Below are 19,393 nucleotides of genomic sequence, written 5' to 3'. Positions count from 1 at the left end.
ATGTCTTACTATGATTTCTGTTTAGTATAATCTATAAACAACTATTAGGTGAAGATGATTCTACCATTTAGAAAATAAATGCTTAGTGTAAGTATATGAGTGTTTCTGGCGCGAGGATGATTTATTTAATAATTCTTAAAATCTCTTAATTGAAACAAAAAAAATATTTCACTAAGAGTGCTCAAAAAACGATTATCGTCGCAAGTTGAGTCTATTACTTTTTGTGCCGTTACCGGACACAGGAGAACTTTTCATGAGTGGAAAAATTGATGTGCGCGAAATCGACGCTCTAGTCGATGCACAAAATGGTCGTGTTACGCCATCTATCTATACTGATCCAGACATCTATGAATTAGAACTCGAACGTGTGTTCGGTCGTACATGGTTGTTCTTATGTCACGAAAGCCAAATTCCAAAGGCGGGTGACTTCTTCAATACCTATATGGGTGAAGATCCAATTATTGTGGCACGTCAAAAAGACGGCTCAATCAAAGCATTCTTAAACCAATGCCGTCACCGTTCTATGCGTGTGAGCTTTGCAGACTGTGGTAACACACGTGCATTCACTTGCCCATACCACGGCTGGTCTTACGGTATTGATGGTTCTTTAAAAGATATCCCGCTTGAAGAGCGTGCATTCCCACATGGTGCTTGTAAAGAGCAATGGGGTCTAGTTGAAGTGAACCGTGTTGAGTCTTACAAAGGCTTAATCTTTGGTTGCTGGGATGAGAGCACACCTGATCTTCTTGATTACATGGGTGATATCGCTTGGTACTTAGATGGCGTAGTTGATCGTCGTCCAGGTGGTACTGAAATCATCGGTGGTGTACACAAGTGGGAAATCGAATGTAACTGGAAGTTTGCGGCTGAACAGTTCGCATCTGACCAATACCATGCATTATTCTCTCACGCATCTGCGATTCAAGTCCTTGGCGCAAAACCAGATGACGAAGCATCTAAAAAACTAGGTGCTGCGCAAACTGCACGTCCTGTATGGGAAACTGCCAAAGATGCACTTCAATACGGTTCACGTGGTCACGGTTCAGGTTTCTTCTTTACAGAAAAACCAGATGCAAACGTATGGGTTGATGGTGAAGTAGCCAACTACTTCCGTGAAACTTACGAAGAAGTAAAAGAACGTTTAGGTGAAGTACGTGCATTGCGTCTTGCAGGTCACAACACCATGTTCCCAACCATGTCTTGGTTGAACGGTACTGCAACACTTCGCGTATGGCACCCACGTGGTCCAAATAAAACTGAAGTTTGGGCATTCTGTATTGCAGATGCTGAAGCATCGCAAGAAGTAAAAGAAGCATTTGAACGTTCTGCGACACGTGCTTTTGGTCCTGCTGGTTTCCTAGAGCAAGATGACTCTGAGAACTGGATTGAAATCCAAAAAGTTTTACGTGGTTATAAAGCGCGTCAAAACAAACTCATTATGGAAATGGGTAAAGGCAACGAAAAAGTACGTGAAGATGGTATCCCAGGTATCACTAACTATATTTTCTCTGAAACAGCAGCACGTGGTATGTACCGCCGCTGGGCAGATTTATTAATCCATGAAAAATGGGAAGACGTGGAAAAAGCAGCTGACGAATACGAGAAGGAGCTTATGAAATGAGTCAAATCAGCTTAGAACTTCATCACCAAATTAGTCAGTTCCTCTATCGTGAAGCAAAATTGCTTGACGATTGGAAATTCCGCGACTGGTTAGATACGTTAGCTGAAGACATTTCTTATACGCTACGTACCACGCCAAACGCTCAAACGCGTGACCGTCGTCGTTCGGTTGAACCGCCTACAACTTGGGTGTTCAACGATACGAAAGATCTTTTAGAACGTCGTGTTGCTCGTCTTGAAACAGGTATGGCTTGGGCTGAAGAGCCTCCATCACGTACCACACATATGGTATCAAACGTGATTGTTGAGCCGACTGAAGTAGAAGGCGAATACGATGTGTACGTGACTTATCTTCTATATCGTACGCAAAAAGAGAAAGACGTTGTCATTTATTGCGGTAAACGTCATGACAAGATCCGTAAAGTTGAAGGCGGCTTAGGCTTCCAAATCTTCAACCGTAAGATCACGCTTGACCAAGTTACCTATAACTCACATAACCTGAGTGTGTTCTTCTAATGAATAAGATTTTTGTTTGCCAAGTTGACGAGTTAGACGAAGGCGAAGCGCTAAAAGTAGATTGCGGCGTAAATGGTATTGAAGCACTTGCTGTATTTAACAACGGTGGCGAATTCTTCGCGATGAATGATAAATGCAGCCACGGTAACGCTTCTATGTCTGAAGGTTACCTAGAAGATGATGGCACTGTTGAATGCCCATTACATTCAGCACGTTTTTGTTTAAAAACAGGTCAAGCATTATGTCTACCTGCAACTGATCCAATCCAAACTTTCCCAGTGATTGTTGAAGATGGTCAATTGTTCGTAGAAATGGCAGGAGAGTAAGCATGGGTTGGCTACAAGGTGAAGTTGCACTGATCACAGGTGGTGGTTCAGGTTTAGGCTGGGCATTGGTTGAGCGTTTTATTGAGGAAGGTGCACAGGTTGCAGTTCTTCAGCGCTCAAAAGAAAAAGTCGCAGCTTTAAATGAGCACTTTGGTGGTAAGGTTCTTGCAATTGAAGGTGATGTAGCCAACTATGCCGATAACGTTCGTGCTGTTCAAGCGACAGTAGAGCGTTTTGGCAAACTCGATTGTTTTGTGGGTAATGCGGGTATTTGGGATCACTACGCGGATATCGTGAATACTTCAGGTGAGCAACTTGAAAAAGCGTTTGATGAAATCATGGGCATTAACACCAAGTCGTTAATCCTTGGTGCGAAGGCTGCGCTTGATGCATTGATCGCTTCTGAAGGTTCTATCATATTTACTTTGTCTAATTCAGCATTGTACTCAGCTGGCGGAGGCCCTGTATATACAGCGTCTAAGCATGCTGGTGTCGGTATTATGAAAGAATTAGCCTATGAGCTTGCGCCTAAAGTACGAGTGAACGCGGTTGCACCGTCAGGTATGAATGTCAATATCAAAGGTGCAGCATCACTTGGTCAAGAAAATCTTGGTCTGCTTGATGCACGTGATCCTGAGAAAATTGCCCGTGGTATGCCACTGAACTTCTTACCAGAACCAGAAGATATGACGGGTTCATATGTGTTATTAGCATCTCGTGCCAATAACCGCCCGCTCACTGGTGTATTAATTAATGCAGAATGCGGTTTGGGTATTCGTGGTTTACGTCAACCACGTGCTGGTTTCTTTGACGAGATCTAATATTCAACGAACTTCCCTTGGCAGCCTTTTGGCTGCCTTCCGTTTAGGAGTCTTACATGGCCGTTAAACTTATTTGTGCATCGCACAGTCCTTTAATGGAATTTGCTTCACCGCAAGAAAAATATAAAGAAGAAAAAGTGCGCGAAACTTTTGCCAAGCTTGCAAAAGAAGTTGAAGACTATAATCCAACCTTAATCATTACCTTTGGTCCTGATCACTTTAATGGCTTCTTCTACGATTTGATGCCAAGTTTCTGTGTGGGTATTCGTGCCAAAGCAGCAGGTGACTGGGATTATGGTAAAGACAACGACCATATTAATGTTCCTGAAGAAACAGCTATCAATCTCGTCCGTCGTGTATTAGATGAAGGTGTTGATGTTGCGTATTCATATCGCATGCAAGCCGATCACGGTGTAACACAACCATTACATTTCTTATGTGGTGGTGAGCTTGATCGTTACCCAACGATTCCAGTATTTATTAATGGCGCTGCAGCACCAATGCCAACCACGAAGCGTACCATTGCTTTAGGTCGTGCTGTAGGTCAATTTATCAAATCTTTAAACCTTGAAAACGAACGCGTTCTTGTTTTGGGTACAGGCGGTTTGTCACATGATCCACCTACACCGCAAATGGGTGCTGTACCACCAGAAGTGGAAGAGTTCTTAATTGCGGGTCGTAACCCAACCCCTGAAGCACGTAATGCACGTCAAGGTAAAATCATTGCTGTGGGTCAAAAATTAGCTGCTGGTGACAAATCTGTTGCTGTGCCATTAAACCCAGAGTGGGATCGTGCTTTACTTGAAACCTTCAAGAAAGCTGATTTTGCCGCGATGGAAGCGATGACAGAAGCTGAAATCCGTCGTGATGGTGGTCGTGGTGGTCAAGAAGTTCGTTCATGGATGGCTGCATTTGCTGCATTACATGAAGTGGGCGAATATGAAATGACTGCACACTGCTACGAAGACATTAGCGAGTGGATTGCAGGCTTTGGTATCGTATCTGCAGAATTGAAATAAGGAAAAGCACATGAGCGTTGAAACCATCGTTATTGTTGGTGCTGGTCAAGCCGGTGCTAGCGCAATTTTAGAACTTCGTGCTAATAAATACGAAGGTAAAATCATCTTAGTGGGCGATGAAACTCATCTTCCTTATGAGCGTCCACCGCTATCTAAAGATGTAATTCTAAAACCTGAAGAGACTAAAATCGAAATCTTGTCAGAAGAAAAACTGGCAGAGCTTGGTGTTGAAGTCATTCGTGGCAATGGCGTGGTTAAAATTAATAGCGACGCGAAAACTGCTGAACTTAAAAATGGCGATGTGATTGCATTTGACAAGTTATTACTTGCCACTGGCGGTGCAGCACGTCGTTTGCCAAACTTTGATGCGCTCGGCAAGCACGTTTACACGCTGCGTAATCTTGAAGATTCACAAGCCCTTGTTCCTGTATTACAAAAAGGTCAACGTATCATCTTAATTGGTGGTGGTGTCATTGGCCTTGAGCTTGCATCATCTGCACGTTACAAAGAGTGTGACGTCACAGTGATCGAAATGGGTCCAATGGTGATGGGTCGTTCATCACCACGCGTGTTAAGCGAATTCTTACTTGCACAGCAACAACTTGCAGGTGTAGATGTTCGTTTGTCGACTTCAATCGCTGACTGCAAATTAGATGGCGAAGAAATCGTAGTGACTTTAGCAGATGGCGAAGAGTTACGTGCAGATGCTGTAGTTTACGGTATTGGTATTGTGCCAAATGCGCAACTTGCAGTTGAAGCAGGTTTGGACGTTGATTTTGCCATTAAAGTCAATGAAAACTGCCAGACTTCACATCCTGACATTTATGCAGCAGGTGATGTTGCAACTCAGCTTCGTGACTGTGGTAACCACCGCCGTGTTGAAACGTGGGAAAATGCCAACCTTCAAGCAGGCCTCTTTGCACGTCATGTGATGGGTGTTGAGCATCCTGCAGTTAATCCTGCATGGTTCTGGACTGATCAGTTGAATATCAACTATCAGTTTGTTGGTGATATGGCCGCTGCTGAATGGCAAGTTCGTGGTGAAATCAATCCTGAGCTACGTGAGCAATCATCATTTGTATTGTTTGGTGTAACGGATGGCATCATTGTGGGTGGTATTACAGTCAATGCTGCCAAAGAAATGCGTCACTTGAAAAAGCTGATTAGCAAAAATGCCGCTTTTGAAGCAGACAAATATTTGGATCTTAGCCAAGATCTTCGTAAATTGGTGAAGTAACTTTGTTGTTATAAATCGTTTACAAAAGGGCAGACCTTGGGCAACCTAGGTCTGCTTTTTTATGCCTGTTTTATTTTCTGTCGAGGCATGACCATGCTATGCGTTAGTGTATATGGCAATGTCCGATTTTGATTTGCATGACTGTTGAGCTGATATGAATTCAAATTCCTCGCCCATGATCGTTACCGCTAGTATTTATGCCTTATTGGTACTTATTTGGGCGACCACACCTTTAGCCATTGTCTGGAGTGTGGCAGAAGTACATCCAATGTGGGTGCTGATTATTCGCTATTTTGGCGCATGTGTGATTGCCTTGGCTCTGCTTGGCATCATGCGCAATCCTTTACCATTTGATCGTACTTCGCTTAAAAGCTATGTGGCAGGCAGCCTCAATTTAATTGGTGCACAGCTGTTTATTTACTTGGCGGCCAATTACTTAACTTCCGGTTTAATGGCGCTGATTTTTGGTTTTTCACCACTGATAGCCGGTCTTATTGGACATGTAATCTTAAAAACCCATAAATTGGTGTGGCTGCAATGGCTGGGGATGGCAATTGCGGTGGCAGGCTTGAGTTTTGTCTTTGCAGATTCTGCCGATAGTAAAGTTAACCCGTGGGGGGTGGTATTCATGCTGATTAGTATGCTGTCCTACATTAGCTCGATCTTTTGGGTGAAACAAATTAATGCACCACTTAAACCCATGTCACAGGCCACTGGTTCATTGTTGGTGTCTGCGTTTGGGTCATTACTGTTGATTCCATTTATTTGGCAGCATTTTCCAACTCAAATGCCAAGTGTGCAAGCATGGTTGGGCTTTGGCTTTACCATGATCATGTCATCTATTGTGGCAATGTTGTGTTATTTCTGGCTCATTCGTCGTTTAAGTGCATCAACAGTATCTTTAAGTAACGTAATGACCCCGATCATTGCTTTGATTCTCGGCGCAACTTTGAATCATGAACATATTAGCTCACATGCCTTTATAGGTGTGTCTGTTGTGATGTGCGGTATTGTGCTGTATTTCTTTAAAGAATGGCGTGAACAATATCTAAAACGCTAAGCTGATGTGCTTTTTTGCTCTAGCAACAAAAACACTCACTAAATTTTAAAAAAGTTTAGTTAAGATAAATCAAGCGCAGTATTTTAAAGCAGCATTTTTTCGCTGTTTGATGCAAAAAGTGTGGCACTATGGCAAAGTGCACTCAATATGCAATAAAAGCCAAACTTCGTTCGCCTAAACCATGCTTAGAACTTGGATGACATGAAACAAGATTTACAACAACATCATTTCCAATTGCCGACGCTTTCTTGTTGGACGCACACTTGGCGTCAACCGACGTCAAATTATTTACACTCAGATCATCACGATGGTCAGGTGTTTTTTAATCCAGGCAATGCGCCTGAGGCACCAAGCCGTGGCAGTTTGGTCAAATGGCTGTTACGTCGTAAGCGAACAACTTGGAAAGTGGATTATTCAGCCGAGCTAGAACAACGGCTTGCGCCGGGTCGGGTCGTGCCGCATGAACGCCCACATGCTCACCTAGATGACTGGCAAGTTTGGTTTATTGGTCATGCCACCGCCTTAATTCAAATAGGTCCTTATAACTTCTTAACCGATCCGATTTGGGCTGAGTTTGCCGGTCCTCAGCAGGGCCGTGGACCTAAACGTGCCTGTCCTGCGGGAATTGCTTTAGACGAGCTTCCACCCATTGATGCTGTGCTAATCAGCCATAACCATTATGACCATATGGATTTAGCCACCTTAACGTGGCTACATGAAAAGTTTGCGATGCCGATTTTTACCGGTTTAGGCAATGCTAGCTATTTACCTAAAGAGTTTGATGTGGTTGAGTTGGATTGGTGGGAATGGCAAGAATTTGGTGATTTTAAAATTGTCTTTACCCCAGCACAGCATGCCTCTGGACGTGGCTTACGCGATTATAATCGCGCACTTTGGGGGGGCTTTGTGATTAAGCATGGGGTGGACTATTGCTTTTTTGCAGGGGATACAGGTTATTCCAATCATTTTAAAACCATTCATCAGCGTCTAGGTCCACCACGCGTGGCATTACTGCCTGTCAATTGCTATGAAGAAAAAGATGTCTTACGTTACTTACATTTAAGCCCTGAGGATGCCTTTCAGGCACATAAGGATTTACATTCTAAATGTTCAGTGGCGGTGCGTTATCGTACTTTCCAAATTAATCGAGAGGGACGGGAACAGCCTGAACATGAATTGCATAAAGTCATGCAAAAAACCTCAAAATTTATTAATCCGTTTTATTGTTTGCATGAAGGTAAAAAAATTATCGTGTAAAAAAAACCGCCATACTGGCGGTTTTTTTAAAGCTGACTCTAAGTCTTAGAGTAAACCAGGATTGCCTTGCGCAGGGTCTGTAGCACGTGCTGCTTGTGCATCTGCAACTGTCATGCCTAGTGCTTTTGCAACGCCTTCACCATACGCTGGGTCACATAAGAAACAGTTGCGAATATGACGATATTTAATAAAGTCTAAAGCGTCGCCCATCGCGGCAGCTGTATTATTAAATAAGGCTTGTTTTTGCTCATCATTCATCAGGTTGAATAACGCGCGTGGTTGGCTAAAGTAATCATTATCGTCTTCACGATAATCCCAAAAATCAGCATCGCCTGTGATTTTCAGTGGTGGTTCTTTATATTGCGGTTGTTCTTGCCATTGGCTAAAGCTGTTTGGTTCATAGTGCGGTAGGGCACCATAGTTACCATCCATACGGCCTTGACCATCACGGCGGTTAGAATGTACAGGGCAACGTGCTGCATTAACCGGAATCTGCGCATGATTAACGCCAACACGGTAGCGTGCAGCATCGGCATAGTTAAATAAACGTGCTTGTAACATACGGTCAGGTGAGAAGCTGATGCCTGGAACTAAGTTACTCGGCGCAAATGCCGCTTGCTCAACGTCTTGGAAGTAGTTTTCAGGATTACGATTGAGCTCGAACTCACCCACTTCAATCAGTGGATAATCACCTTTAGGCCAAACTTTGGTTAAATCAAATGGGTGGTAAGGTACTTTTTCCGCATCAGTCTCTGGCATGATTTGCACATACATGGTCCATTTTGGAAAATCCCCACGTTCAATTGCGTCAAATAAGTCAGTTTGTGAACTTTCACGATCTTTGGCAATAAGTGCTTCAGCCTCGGCATCAGTTAGGTTTTTAATACCTTGTTGAGTACGCATGTGGAATTTGACCCAAAAGCGTTCATTGTTGGCATTAATAAAACTAAAGGTATGACTACCAAAACCATGCATATGACGGTAACCATCTGGAATACCACGATCAGACATCACAATAGTGACTTGATGTAGAGCTTCAGGCAGTAAAGTCCAAAAATCCCAGTTGTTGGTGGCACTGCGTTTATTGGTTTTCGGGTCGCGTTTTACCGCTTTGTTTAAATCTGGGAATTTACGTGCATCGCGTAAGAAGAAGACAGGGGTGTTGTTTCCGACTAAATCCCAGTTGCCTTCTTCGGTATAAAACTTCATCGCGAAGCCACGGATATCACGTTCAGCATCTGCTGCACCGCGTTCCCCTGCGACTGTAGAGAAACGTACAAAGATCTCAGTTTTTTTGCCGATTTCTGAGAATAATTTAGCGCGGGTATATTGGCTAATGTCGTGAGTGACCGTGAAAGTACCAAATGCACCTGAACCTTTGGCATGCATACGACGCTCAGGAATGACTTCACGGACAAAATTAGCCAGCTTTTCATTGAGCCATAAATCTTGGGCTAAAAGTGGGCCACGTGGCCCTGCGGTCATACTATTTTGGTTGTCGACTACAGGTGCACCTGCGTCAGTCGTTAAATGGGTCACAGGACATTTTTTTATGTCGTTGCTCATGATGTTGCTCCCTTTTTATTGTCATGGGATTTAAAAAAATCAGAGAAATATAAAGATCAATAACAGCTTAACGCCGATAGACATTAACTCTTTTGTTAACTGATTTTAAAGGGTCGATGTGACAGATTAAGGTCACAGTTTTAGTGTATAAAGTCGTATTGAGGACTGTTTTTCTCAGCCTATTGCTTAATTTTATCGCAAAATCCCAGTTTTTCCCAATGGGATATTTGATTTTGATCAAGTGGTTAATTCGATGATTTAAATTTTTGATTATTAAGCATTTATAAATAGTATATCTATAAATAATATGTTTGAATAAGCAGAAACCAAACAAAGACGCCTCAGTTTTTTTATTTTCTGCTTGAAATTTAAACTTAAAGCTGCAATATAACGCTTTACTATTAACTTTATCTCAATGAGGATATGCAATGGCTAAGAAAAAACAGCCTGAAGTGATTGTGCATAATTTTGTGGCAAAACATATGCATGAAGTTAACAAAAGCCAAGTATTTGTAGACCGTAAAAAGAATGCCAAACGCGGTTATAGCAAATACAAAAAAGGGGGATACTCAAATGAATATCTCCCTTTTTTATGCGCGGCTTAAACGCTGACTAAACGATTGGTTTTAACCATATCGGATAAACCATGGGTTTTAAAATAATATTCAACCCAGCTTTTGACCATAAGTGGATTATTCATTTTTAAGACTTTGTCGAGTAAAGCTTCAGCATCGCTCATGGGAACATGACAAATAGCTTTACGTACACGCAAAATATTACTTGAACTCATCGACAGTGTATTAAAACCCATTGCCATTAACAAAACTGCTGACAGTGGATCACCGGCCATTTCACCGCATAAGCTGATGGGTTTATCGTATTTATGACATTCTTTAACTAAGCGGCTTAAAGCACGTAATACCGAAGGATGGAAGTGTGAATAGACGTTGGCCACGCGCGGATTATTACGATCAACTGCGAGTAAATATTGGGTTAAGTCATTGGATCCTACAGAGAAGAAATCCACCAGTTCTGCAAATTCTTCAATTTGTAATAAGACGCTTGGTACTTCGACCATAATGCCAATTTTAGGTTTTTGAATTTTGACCTGTTCTTCTTCTTGTACCGCATGCCAATCACGATCAAGCAAATACAAGGCTTCTTCGACTTCGCTGACGCTGGTGATCATCGGTAATAAAATATGCAGATTGTTCAAACCAATACTGGCTTTGAGCATCGCGCGAATTTGCGCAGAAAAAATTTCGGGATGATCAAGCGTAAAGCGAATACCACGCCAACCCAATGCTGAGTTTTCTTCTTCAATAGTGAAATAAGGTAAGTCTTTATCAGCACCAATATCTAAGGTACGCATCACCACGGGTTTATTGGCAAAGTGACTGAGTTGCTGGCGGTAAATGGTACGCTGTTCTTCTTCACCGGGGAAGCGATCACGCAGCATAAACGGAATTTCAGAGCGATATAAGCCTACGCCTTTAGCACCGCGCTGTACTCCACGCACCACATCAATCATTAGGCCCGTATTCACAAACAGCTTGACTGCTACACCATCTGGTGTGATGGCATCGCGGGTTTCGTATTGACGTAAGTCTTTAGCAATTTGCTCTTCTTCTTTTTGAATCTCTTTATAACGCGCACGTAAACGCCGTGGCGGATTAATAAATACTCGCCCTTGATGGGCATCAACAATCATCTCGACATCATCAAGACTATTAATCGGCAGTTCAGTGACACCCACCACTGTTGGAATACCGAGCGCACGCGCTACAATCACCATATGCGAGTTCATCGCGCCTTCAGTGGTGACAATGGCAGCAATTTTATCTACTGGTAGTTCTACCAATGCGGCTGTAGAAATCTCTTCGCCAATTAAAATACTTTCATCGGTCAGTTCACGGTGGCTGGCATCGGCCTCTTGTAAAAAGGCCAAAATACGCCGCCCTAAATCTTTAAGATCTGAAACCCGTTCGCGTAAATACTCATCTTCCATTTGTGCAAATAAAGCGGTATGTTTTTCAATCACTAAACGCACCGCACCTTGTGCCCAATTGCCATCGCGAATTTCGTCTTTAATTTCCGCAGGCAAGGCGTTTTCATCCAGCATACGTAAAAACACACTAAACAAAGCGCGCTCTTCTGCCATTAAAGCATCTTGCATTTTGTCATCGAGTGACTGGATTTCACTACGTACTGCGGCTACAGCATGATCGAGTAAGGCCAATTCTTCACTAATATCATCGGCTTCACGATCCGGTACCGCAGCTAAATCAGCAGGCGGATACAAGATAATGGCACGGCCCAAAGCAATACCGCCTGAGCCTGCAACCCCTTGGAAGGTTTTATAGGCAGGTAAGTTATTGGGTTTACGAAACACATCAATATTACCCACGGCATGTGCATGGGCAATCACGCCTGAGAGCTGGGCGCAAAGTGTCACTAAAAAAGATTCTGCTGCTTCACTAAAATCTTGTTTTTCTTTATTTTGCACCACCAGTACGCCCATAACCTTACGGCGATACATGACAGGTACGCCTAAAAATGAGCTATACAGTTCTTCACCGGTTTCTGGCAAATACAGAAAACGCTCGTGGCTGGGCGCATCATCTAAATTGACAATTTCTTCACGTTGTCCGACTAAACCAATTAAACCCTCACTGGTTTGCAGGGAAACATGACCTACCGATTCAGACTTTAAGCCCTTAGAGGCCATCAGCACATAGCGTTGATTGCGTTCATCTAATAAATAGATCGAACAGACATCGACATGCATGGCTTCAGCGACTTGATTGACCATAATATCTAAAGATTCATGCAAACTGGTGGACGCATTGATCTCTTGTACAATGCGTCTTAAGGTATCCAGTTGCATATTCGACATAAAGGCCACTCCCAATCCTAAGGGGTTAAATTTCAATTTTATTTATAACAAGACTGGCATAAAAAATCTGCACCCATGACAGATTTTTTTAAGGTTTGGCAACAGGCAACTGCTGACACAGTTCCACCATCGCTTTACGGTATACGTCACGTTTGAAGTTGACAACTTGACCAAGCGGATACCAGTAACTGACCCATTGCCATTGATCAAATTCAGGTGGATCGGAAAGATTCAACTGAATATTTTGTACAGGCGCGGTCAGCTTAAGCAAAAACCACTTCTGTTTTTGACCAATACATACGGGGTCTGAATCCGTTCGGATATACCGATGTGGCAAACGATAACGCAGCCAACCTTTCGTTTGCGCTATTATCTGGACGTGTTCGGGCAGTAAGCCAACTTCTTCTCTTAGCTCACGATAAAGTGCTTGCTCCGGGGTTTCTCCAAATTGGATACCACCTTGTGGAAATTGCCATGCATTGTGACCAATGCGTTTTGCCCATAAAACTTGTCCAGAATCGTTTGCCAAAATGATCCCGACATTGGGTCGGAAACCTTCAGAGTCGATCATTTGGCTACCTAAAATATGTGTAATTTATCTCTTTGCCTTCGGGGATTGTTATTTCTTTGTCCAACACGAAAAAAGCAAAGTTTAAAAATATTAAAACTGCTATGATCTTAACGAATTTCTATCGACTAGCCGAGATAGATTTACATTTTTTTTCTTAAATTTCAGCTTTTACGAGTATTTTCATGAAATTGGCACTGTTTGATCTCGACCATACCTTATTGAATACCGATTCAGACCATTCTTGGGGTGAATTTTTAGTAAATGAAGGCTTGGTTGATCCAGTACGTCACCGTGCCATGAATGATAAGTTTTATGACGACTATAAAGCTGGTCAACTTGATCCGATTGCCTATAACGAATTTGTGTTTGAGTTTTTAACCCAGCATGACCATGCTTATTTAACTGAACTGCATGAATTATTTATGCAAAAAGTCATTCGTGCACAAATGCGTCCTGAAGGTTTTAAAGCCATTCAAGCCCATAAAGAGGCAGGTCATCAGTTGGTAGGCATTACCGCAACTTCAGACTTTATTACTGCGCCCATCTTCCGTGAATTTGGCATTACTGAAATCATTGCCACCAATGCAGAAGTCATGGATGGTAAATACACAGGTAAAGTGATTAATACGCCGTGCTATCAACAAGGCAAACTTACTCGTCTAGATCAATGGTTACAAGGACGTGATGTGACTGAATCTTGGGCCTACTCAGATTCGATTAATGACCGCTTCTTACTTGAATATGCCGATCATGCCATTGCTGTGAATCCTGATGACCGTTTAGAAACGCTTGCTAAACAACAAGGCTGGGATGTTCAAGACTGGTCAATTTAAGCTGATTTGGATGCAAATAAAAGCACTCATGATGAGTGCTTTTTTACATTTTTCTACCGATCAAAACAAAAAATTGCGTATTCTAAGCTGAGACAGATCAATAAAAATAAGGAGAAAAACATGAATCACGTCCGCCCACGCATGACCCATTTATTTGAGCAATTAGGATTAGATAGTTCAGAAGAGGGTATCGCTTTATTTATTAGCACCCATCAACTCAATGCCCATACCAAAATTACCCAAGCGGATTATTGGAGCGAAGCGCAGCGCCAATTTTTAGCTGAAAAAATCAAATCTGATGGTGAATGGGCCATTATTGTAGATCAACTGAATGAATCCTTACATGAAGATTCTCTAACCAAATAATCGATCGAAGATGAGTTCTACCTGCTTAGGATTGAAGTGGGTAGAGCATCTGTCTATTGCCTCATCAATGCACATCTAACACAGCCTTAGCATCAAGATGATGTGAGCGCTCATCTGTTGTTGATGGTTTAAGCTGTGTAAAAAGTTACGGATAACAACAAAATAAAAAATAAGGAGAAAAAATGGGTACTTTAGCAATCATCATCTCATTGGTATTACTGATGTTTTTTGCCTATCGAGGTATTTCAGTGTTGATTTTGGCCCCGATTATGGCAGCCGTTGCCATCGTCCTCTCGGGTGACATGGTCTACATGATGCCGCAGTATACTGAAACATTTATGGCGGCTTTGGGCGGCTATATTTTAAAATTCTTTCCTATTTTTTTGTTAGGTGCTTTATTTGGACAACTGATGGTGGATTCAGGTTCCGCCTCGAGTATTTCAAACTGGATCATGCAAAAATTAGGTCATAAACGCGCCATTTTGACGGTTGTGTTAGCCTGTGGTGTATTAACTTATGGCGGGGTGTCACTTTTTGTGGTGGCGTTTGCAATTTATCCAATTGCGAAATCTATGTTTCAAGCGGCCAATATTCCCAAGCGCTTAATTCCTGGGGCGATTGCGTTAGGCTCATTTACCTTTACCATGACCGCACTACCGGGTTCACCTTCCATTCAAAATGCGATTCCAATTCCATTTTTTGCCACCAATGTATTTGCCGCGCCGGGTATAGGCATTATTTCTGGCTTGATTATGTTTGCTTTAGGTTGTATGTGGTTACAAAGCCGTGCCAATAAAGCACGTAAAAACGGCGAAGGCTATGGCATTGATACCCAAGAAGCAGAAAAGTTAGAAAATGGTGTGAGTTCACAAGGTGAAATGCCGGTATTTTTGGCATTTTTACCTTTACTGCTCGTAATTGGCGTCAATGCTGTATTCACCTATCTAATTTTTCCAAATATGGACTTTAGTTCATTGCAACAACTTTATCCGAAATTAGAACCAACTAAACAAACTGGTTTATGGGCTTTAGTGATTGCCTTAGTGGTGGCCTGTTTAAGCTTAATTTTATTACGTTTAGGTAAATGGAATAACCTGAAGGAAACGGTAAATAAAGGCGCTTTGGGTTCAATGTTACCTATTTTTAATACAGCGTCTGAGGTGGGTTATGGGGCAGTGATTGCGTCTTTGGCAGGTTTTATCATCATTCGCGACATGGTGCTCAATGTATCGAGTAATCCATTGATTTCAGAAGCGATTGCCATGAATGTTTTGGCAGGGATTACTGGTTCTTCTTCAGGGGGGATGTCGATTGCATTATCGACTTTAGGGGCTGATTACTTGGCAATGGCAAATGCCGCGGGTATTAATCCTGAATTACTACACCGTATTGCCGCTTTGGCTGCAGGCTGTTTGGATACTTTACCTCATTCAGGTGCAGTGATTACTTTATTGTCAATTTGTGGCATGACTCACAAACAATCTTATGCCAATGTAGCCATGTGCACGGTATTGATTCCAATGGTTTCTTTAACGGTGGCCATTACTTTGGGGACATTGTTTGGTTCATTTTAAATAAGCGCCTTAGAGGCGCTTTTCTTGGTTTAGCTTTTGCGTCGCCACAGCGTGACTTCACTTAAACTGTGTTGGAATTTGCGTGCAGTTTCACGAATGACAAATTCCACATGCTGTGGTGCTTCAATTAAATCAAAATGCGGACTAAGCAAGGCTTTGAGTCCATCTAGCGTGGTAAAATTTTCTGCATCCTGTTTAAAGCCACCAATCCATTCGCTACGTTCGGTATGCTCCGTGAGCCAGGTATAAGGCGAGGTTAACATCAATACACCGCCCACATTTAAACGTTGATGGACTGTTGTTAAGAACGCTTTAGGATGATGCAGACGATCAATTAAGTTGGCCGCTAAAATAAAATCGTAACCGCTAAATTGGGGCTTTAAGTTACAGGCATCGCCTTGGAAAAAGGCGACTTTATCTGCCACTTGATCTAAACCCAAATGATGGAGTTGGCAAGATTTATGTTCCACTAAATCGCCTTCTAAGCAGATGCTATAGTGCAACGTTTGTTGCTTGGCTAATTGTACGCCGTGTTGAATAAAGCGTGCCGAAAAATCAATGCCGGTGACCTGATCAAAATAATGTGCCAGTTCGAAGCTGGCCCGTCCAGTGGCACAGCCTAAATCTAGGGCTTGAGCTTTGTTAAGTTCAGGTAGTTTTTGCATGGCCAGTTGTACTAAGGTTTTCGCAAAATTAGCCACGCCAAAATATTCTGGGCCGTATTGGAACTCTAAGTATTCGGCTGCAAGCTTATCGGTTTCATAATGCGATTGAATAGGATTGAGCTCTTGTTCAGCCATGACATAACGAAAACCGGCATGTTGGAAAAAATGTCGTCTAAAGGCATAACGTGCGGAATGTAAAATTTCATTACCACTAGAGATCCATGAACCGCCTTTTATCAGATTATGTTGACCATCAAAAGTTGGGGTGGTGAAATCATCATAAATTGGATGGACCTGAAAACCATCAAAAGGGTAGATGGGTGTTTCAGTCCATTGCCAGACATTACCTTGCACATCGTAGAAATCGCCATGCGCAAACTGATGGACAGGGCATGCAGAGGCTGCCAGTTTGAGTTGCAAATTGGCCTGTTGTTGAATCTGTTCTGGGCTTAAGCCCGTGCTTTGATAAAGGGCATACCACTCATCTTCACTGGGTAAGCGAATTTTTTGTGCGGTAAGTTGACTTTTCCAATTACAAAATGCTTTAGCTTCATGAAAGTTGACTTCTACTGGCCAGTCCCAAGGCATAGGCACCATTTCGGTCATCAAACGCAACTGCCAACCTTGTGCAGACTGTTGCCAAAAGGTGGGATGTTTGACCTGTGAGAATTTAAGCCACTCGCGCCCTTCATCTGTCCACAGCTCGGTTTGTGTATAACCATCATCCTCAACAAATGCCAAAAACTCTTGGTTACTCACCAAATAGCGACTGGCACTAAATGCTGCAACTTGCGCTTTATGAATGCCATATTCATTATCCCAACCATAATACGGGTTGGCTTGGGTCTTGTATAAACAGATGTCGCTGGCAGCGACAGGCAACAAGGTATTTTGCGGTGCGCTATGTTGCTGAGTAAAAGCACGCCAAGCAGAATGGGGTTGGACATAATCTAGTTTTTGCTGCCGAATTAAAACAGAGGAAGTTTCCAAATGAATGCGTTCATGCTCAATGCCCATCAGAATCGGCCAACATGGATGTTGCCAATTGACCGGTGTTTGCATAGCAATACGATCAATGACTTCAAGTACGATCTGTTTAACTTGTTGCCGATACGCATGTACTGCAGCAATACTGGGCCAATCATAATGACGATGATCCAAATCATCCCAACTCATTTCATCTACCCCTACAGCAAACAGTGATTCAAAGTGTGGATGAACGCGTTCGGTAATCAATTTGGCTAATAATAATTTATTGATAAAAAAGCTTGCGCTATGACCATAATAAAAAATTAATGGATGACGCAAAGGAATAGCTTTTTCATAAAAGCCCTCTGGTTTTAAACAATCGAATAAGGACTCATAACAGGCAAAGGTTTCTAAAAAATAGTCACGAATATCTTGGCGTAATTGTTCAGGGTCGGATTGTTGTAAATTGGGAGAGAAATGAAGTTCAGTCGCTCGCTCTAAAACGCGTTGGTGCATACACTGCTCCGCTTGTTATTATTAAAAAAGACCAGCCGAGGCTGATCTTTTTAATGTACGCGAAGTTATTTTTGTTGTGTGTAAACAAATTTTAATTGCTGTGATGAGGCGACATGAGATTTACCAAAGCTTGTGCAGCTTTTGATTGGCTACGTCCCGGATGCCATACCATACCCAATTGGCGGTGCATTTCTAAATTAATATCGAGTTGTTGCAGTTCTTCACTAACCATTGTTTTAGGCAAGACTGACCAACCTAGACCAATAGAGACCAACATCCGAATAGACTCAAGTGGATTGTTGCTCATAGTGACTTTAGGCTTGACCCCTTGCTTTTCAAATTCCGCTAAAGTGATTTGCGAGGTATAGGTTTGTGCAGCAGGTAATAAACTTGGGTAGGCAATTAGATCTTGCAAGCTTAGATCACGTTGACTGGCTAATGGATGAAAAGGTGCAGCCACGAACACCAAAGGATCATTCCAGATCGTCACATATTTTAAACGACTGTCTAATTGCGGCGGTAGCGTTAAAAAAGCCAGCTCTAAATCGCCTGCGAGCACTTGTTCATGGGCTTGCTCTGAATCTACAAAACGTACATCTAAACGTACATTTGGATAATCTTGCGCATAACGACGTAAATGATGCGGCAAATGATGCAAGCCAATATGATGACTAGTGCCCAGCTTTAACTTACCTTGCACTTCGTTTTGTTCGTGACTTAAAGTATGGTGAATATCACCTAGTTCATTGAGCCAGTTTTTAACTTTGGGCAATAGCGAGTGTGCTGCATGGGTCGCTTGTACACCACGTCCAGCAGATTCAAATAGCTTAACGCCAAAGTGTTCTTCTAAACTATGAATACGTTTTGTCACAGCGGGTTGGGTAATAAACAGCTGATCAGCTGCCATCGAAATTGAACCCGTTTCCATCACTTTGACAAAGGCTTCAAAGGCTGCAAGATTCATAAGCGCTTATCCATAAAGTTTTTTTATGCTTATTTCATTATTTATAAGTTTTTATGTTTAAGCAAAGAAAAAATGCACAATTTGCGTCAAAATATGATCACTTGACTCACTATTTAGTCATGGTTTTATCTATTGGTAAAATTGCTACAAAAAAAGGCCACTAAAATCAGTGACCTTTTACGGAGCAGTTAGTTTTTTATGCATCTTGCATGGCTTGATTTTTTTTATCCCATACCCGCTCATGGAAGAAGTAAGCGACAGCTTGAATGGTGGGTTCTAAAATACTTAAGGTCATTGCCATCCAAATACTGCCTGTGACAAAGTAGCCCACTAACATCGCAACTGTAATGTGCATGATGTAGTAGCTTAAGGTCTTTTTAAACATACGTTGGTTTTGGTCAACAAAGTTTTGAATATGTGCCATGTTGCTGCTCCTCAAAATGCTATTCATGTGCCGATAAGTAAATCATAAGCATTCTCATTTAATTTGTAAAAGCGAATATATTTTTAATGTTAATAGGAAAATTAGATGATAAGTTGCACGAGATGAATAGGGATTAACCTATTAAAAAAAGTTTTTAAATTAATAAAAATGATAAATTAGATTTATGGTATTA

General features: G+C 42.1%; 18 protein-coding genes. 12 read left to right on the top strand and 6 right to left on the bottom strand.

What is annotated here, in order from left to right; genetic code table 11:
- The first annotated feature begins 253 nt into the window (after nucleotides 1-253).
- From hcaE to AC5YCI_RS10040, 8 genes are all read left to right on the top strand, one after another.
- Nucleotides 254-1,621 (top strand): 3-phenylpropionate/cinnamic acid dioxygenase subunit alpha, encoded by a 1,368-nt coding sequence (hcaE, locus tag AC5YCI_RS10075; protein WP_496129765.1) that lies wholly within the window; start codon nucleotides 254-256, stop codon nucleotides 1,619-1,621.
- Nucleotides 1,618-2,136, top strand: coding sequence for a 3-phenylpropionate/cinnamic acid dioxygenase subunit beta (gene hcaF, locus AC5YCI_RS10070; RefSeq protein WP_122898779.1), 519 nt, complete (start codon nucleotides 1,618-1,620; stop codon nucleotides 2,134-2,136). Before hcaE ends, hcaF begins: the two co-directional genes overlap by 4 nt.
- Nucleotides 2,136-2,462, top strand: a complete 327-nt coding sequence (hcaC, locus tag AC5YCI_RS10065; RefSeq protein ID WP_496129766.1) for a 3-phenylpropionate/cinnamic acid dioxygenase ferredoxin subunit — start codon at nucleotides 2,136-2,138, stop codon at nucleotides 2,460-2,462. The genes hcaF and hcaC overlap by 1 nt, the downstream gene beginning before the upstream one ends.
- Nucleotides 2,463-2,464: 2 nt before the next feature.
- Entirely contained in the window at nucleotides 2,465-3,283 is an 819-nt protein-coding gene (gene hcaB, locus AC5YCI_RS10060; RefSeq protein WP_496129767.1) for a 3-phenylpropionate-dihydrodiol/cinnamic acid-dihydrodiol dehydrogenase, read from the top strand.
- 56 nt (nucleotides 3,284-3,339) lie between these two features.
- Nucleotides 3,340-4,302: a 3-carboxyethylcatechol 2,3-dioxygenase gene (locus tag AC5YCI_RS10055; protein WP_496129768.1), complete on the top strand. Its 963-nt coding sequence runs from the start codon at nucleotides 3,340-3,342 to the stop codon at nucleotides 4,300-4,302.
- A 10-nt stretch (nucleotides 4,303-4,312) separates the two neighbouring features.
- Entirely contained in the window at nucleotides 4,313-5,539 is a 1,227-nt protein-coding gene (hcaD, locus tag AC5YCI_RS10050) for a 3-phenylpropionate/cinnamic acid dioxygenase ferredoxin--NAD(+) reductase subunit (RefSeq protein WP_496129769.1), read from the top strand.
- Nucleotides 5,540-5,693: 154 nt separating this feature from the next.
- Entirely contained in the window at nucleotides 5,694-6,599 is a 906-nt protein-coding gene (locus AC5YCI_RS10045; RefSeq protein ID WP_496129770.1) for a DMT family transporter, read from the top strand.
- Nucleotides 6,600-6,800: 201 nt separating this feature from the next.
- Nucleotides 6,801-7,856, top strand: coding sequence for an MBL fold metallo-hydrolase (locus AC5YCI_RS10040; RefSeq protein WP_496129771.1), 1,056 nt, complete (start codon nucleotides 6,801-6,803; stop codon nucleotides 7,854-7,856).
- 45 nt (nucleotides 7,857-7,901) lie between these two features.
- Here AC5YCI_RS10040 and AC5YCI_RS10035 read toward each other — a convergent pair whose 3' ends face one another.
- Entirely contained in the window at nucleotides 7,902-9,422 is a 1,521-nt protein-coding gene (locus tag AC5YCI_RS10035) for a catalase (RefSeq protein ID WP_496129772.1), read from the bottom strand.
- Nucleotides 9,423-9,850: 428 nt separating this feature from the next.
- Here AC5YCI_RS10035 and AC5YCI_RS10030 point away from each other — a divergent pair, with 428 nt between their 5' ends.
- Nucleotides 9,851-10,027, top strand: a complete 177-nt coding sequence (locus AC5YCI_RS10030) for a DUF7230 family protein (protein ID WP_496129773.1) — start codon at nucleotides 9,851-9,853, stop codon at nucleotides 10,025-10,027.
- On the opposite strand, the gene ptsP is transcribed toward AC5YCI_RS10030, so the two are convergent.
- A complete protein-coding gene (gene ptsP, locus AC5YCI_RS10025) occupies nucleotides 10,024-12,318 on the bottom strand; it encodes a phosphoenolpyruvate--protein phosphotransferase (protein ID WP_496129774.1) in 2,295 nt (764 codons plus the stop codon). The two genes, AC5YCI_RS10030 and ptsP, sit on opposite strands and share 4 nt — an antisense overlap.
- Nucleotides 12,319-12,406: 88 nt before the next feature.
- Nucleotides 12,407-12,889, bottom strand: a complete 483-nt coding sequence (locus AC5YCI_RS10020; RefSeq protein WP_496129775.1) for an RNA pyrophosphohydrolase — start codon at nucleotides 12,887-12,889, stop codon at nucleotides 12,407-12,409.
- A gap of 182 nt (nucleotides 12,890-13,071) precedes the next feature.
- On the opposite strand from AC5YCI_RS10020, the gene AC5YCI_RS10015 reads away from it, so the two are divergent.
- The 3 genes from AC5YCI_RS10015 to AC5YCI_RS10005 all read left to right on the top strand — a co-directional run bounded on the left by AC5YCI_RS10015 (nucleotide 13,072) and on the right by AC5YCI_RS10005 (nucleotide 15,662).
- On the top strand, nucleotides 13,072-13,722 hold the full coding sequence (locus tag AC5YCI_RS10015; protein ID WP_496129776.1) for an HAD family hydrolase: 651 nt from the start codon (nucleotides 13,072-13,074) through the stop codon (nucleotides 13,720-13,722).
- A gap of 120 nt (nucleotides 13,723-13,842) precedes the next feature.
- A complete protein-coding gene (locus tag AC5YCI_RS10010) occupies nucleotides 13,843-14,088 on the top strand; it encodes a DUF2789 domain-containing protein (RefSeq protein ID WP_496129777.1) in 246 nt (81 codons plus the stop codon).
- A 182-nt stretch (nucleotides 14,089-14,270) separates the two neighbouring features.
- On the top strand, nucleotides 14,271-15,662 hold the full coding sequence (locus AC5YCI_RS10005; protein WP_496129778.1) for a GntP family permease: 1,392 nt from the start codon (nucleotides 14,271-14,273) through the stop codon (nucleotides 15,660-15,662).
- A 29-nt stretch (nucleotides 15,663-15,691) separates the two neighbouring features.
- Here AC5YCI_RS10005 and ovoA read toward each other — a convergent pair whose 3' ends face one another.
- From ovoA to AC5YCI_RS09990, 3 genes are all read right to left on the bottom strand, one after another.
- The gene (gene ovoA / locus AC5YCI_RS10000) at nucleotides 15,692-17,812 is read right to left on the bottom strand and encodes a 5-histidylcysteine sulfoxide synthase (RefSeq protein ID WP_496129779.1); all 2,121 of its coding nucleotides are present in this window, start codon (nucleotides 17,810-17,812) and stop codon (nucleotides 15,692-15,694) included.
- Nucleotides 17,813-17,903: 91 nt separating this feature from the next.
- On the bottom strand, nucleotides 17,904-18,776 hold the full coding sequence (locus AC5YCI_RS09995; protein WP_496175503.1) for a LysR family transcriptional regulator: 873 nt from the start codon (nucleotides 18,774-18,776) through the stop codon (nucleotides 17,904-17,906).
- Nucleotides 18,777-18,972: 196 nt separating this feature from the next.
- Entirely contained in the window at nucleotides 18,973-19,200 is a 228-nt protein-coding gene (locus AC5YCI_RS09990; RefSeq protein ID WP_496129781.1) for a DUF2061 domain-containing protein, read from the bottom strand.
- Nucleotides 19,201-19,393 lie beyond the last annotated feature (193 nt).

This window comes from Acinetobacter sp. CY17, from assembly GCF_059515825.1.
This window is presented reverse-complemented; position numbering and strand designations above follow the sequence as displayed.

Bases quoted from the DNA above. Each gene is read 5' to 3' on its own strand.
- AC5YCI_RS09990 (WP_496129781.1), bottom strand. From the start codon at position 19,200: ATGGCACATATTCAAAACTTTGTTGACCAAAACCAACGTATGTTTAAA.
- AC5YCI_RS10010 (WP_496129777.1), top strand. From the start codon at position 13,843: ATGAATCACGTCCGCCCACGCATGACCCATTTATTTGAGCAATTAGGA.
- AC5YCI_RS10055 (WP_496129768.1), top strand. From the start codon at position 3,340: ATGGCCGTTAAACTTATTTGTGCATCGCACAGTCCTTTAATGGAATTT.
- hcaE (WP_496129765.1), top strand. From the start codon at position 254: ATGAGTGGAAAAATTGATGTGCGCGAAATCGACGCTCTAGTCGATGCA.
- AC5YCI_RS10045 (WP_496129770.1), top strand. From the start codon at position 5,694: ATGAATTCAAATTCCTCGCCCATGATCGTTACCGCTAGTATTTATGCC.
- AC5YCI_RS09995 (WP_496175503.1), bottom strand. From the start codon at position 18,776: ATGAATCTTGCAGCCTTTGAAGCCTTTGTCAAAGTGATGGAAACGGGT.
- AC5YCI_RS10015 (WP_496129776.1), top strand. From the start codon at position 13,072: ATGAAATTGGCACTGTTTGATCTCGACCATACCTTATTGAATACCGAT.
- AC5YCI_RS10005 (WP_496129778.1), top strand. From the start codon at position 14,271: ATGGGTACTTTAGCAATCATCATCTCATTGGTATTACTGATGTTTTTT.
- hcaC (WP_496129766.1), top strand. From the start codon at position 2,136: ATGAATAAGATTTTTGTTTGCCAAGTTGACGAGTTAGACGAAGGCGAA.
- AC5YCI_RS10035 (WP_496129772.1), bottom strand. From the start codon at position 9,422: ATGAGCAACGACATAAAAAAATGTCCTGTGACCCATTTAACGACTGAC.
- hcaF (WP_122898779.1), top strand. From the start codon at position 1,618: ATGAGTCAAATCAGCTTAGAACTTCATCACCAAATTAGTCAGTTCCTC.
- hcaD (WP_496129769.1), top strand. From the start codon at position 4,313: ATGAGCGTTGAAACCATCGTTATTGTTGGTGCTGGTCAAGCCGGTGCT.
- AC5YCI_RS10040 (WP_496129771.1), top strand. From the start codon at position 6,801: ATGAAACAAGATTTACAACAACATCATTTCCAATTGCCGACGCTTTCT.
- ptsP (WP_496129774.1), bottom strand. From the start codon at position 12,318: ATGTCGAATATGCAACTGGATACCTTAAGACGCATTGTACAAGAGATC.
- AC5YCI_RS10020 (WP_496129775.1), bottom strand. From the start codon at position 12,889: ATGATCGACTCTGAAGGTTTCCGACCCAATGTCGGGATCATTTTGGCA.
- AC5YCI_RS10030 (WP_496129773.1), top strand. From the start codon at position 9,851: ATGGCTAAGAAAAAACAGCCTGAAGTGATTGTGCATAATTTTGTGGCA.
- ovoA (WP_496129779.1), bottom strand. From the start codon at position 17,812: ATGCACCAACGCGTTTTAGAGCGAGCGACTGAACTTCATTTCTCTCCC.
- hcaB (WP_496129767.1), top strand. From the start codon at position 2,465: ATGGGTTGGCTACAAGGTGAAGTTGCACTGATCACAGGTGGTGGTTCA.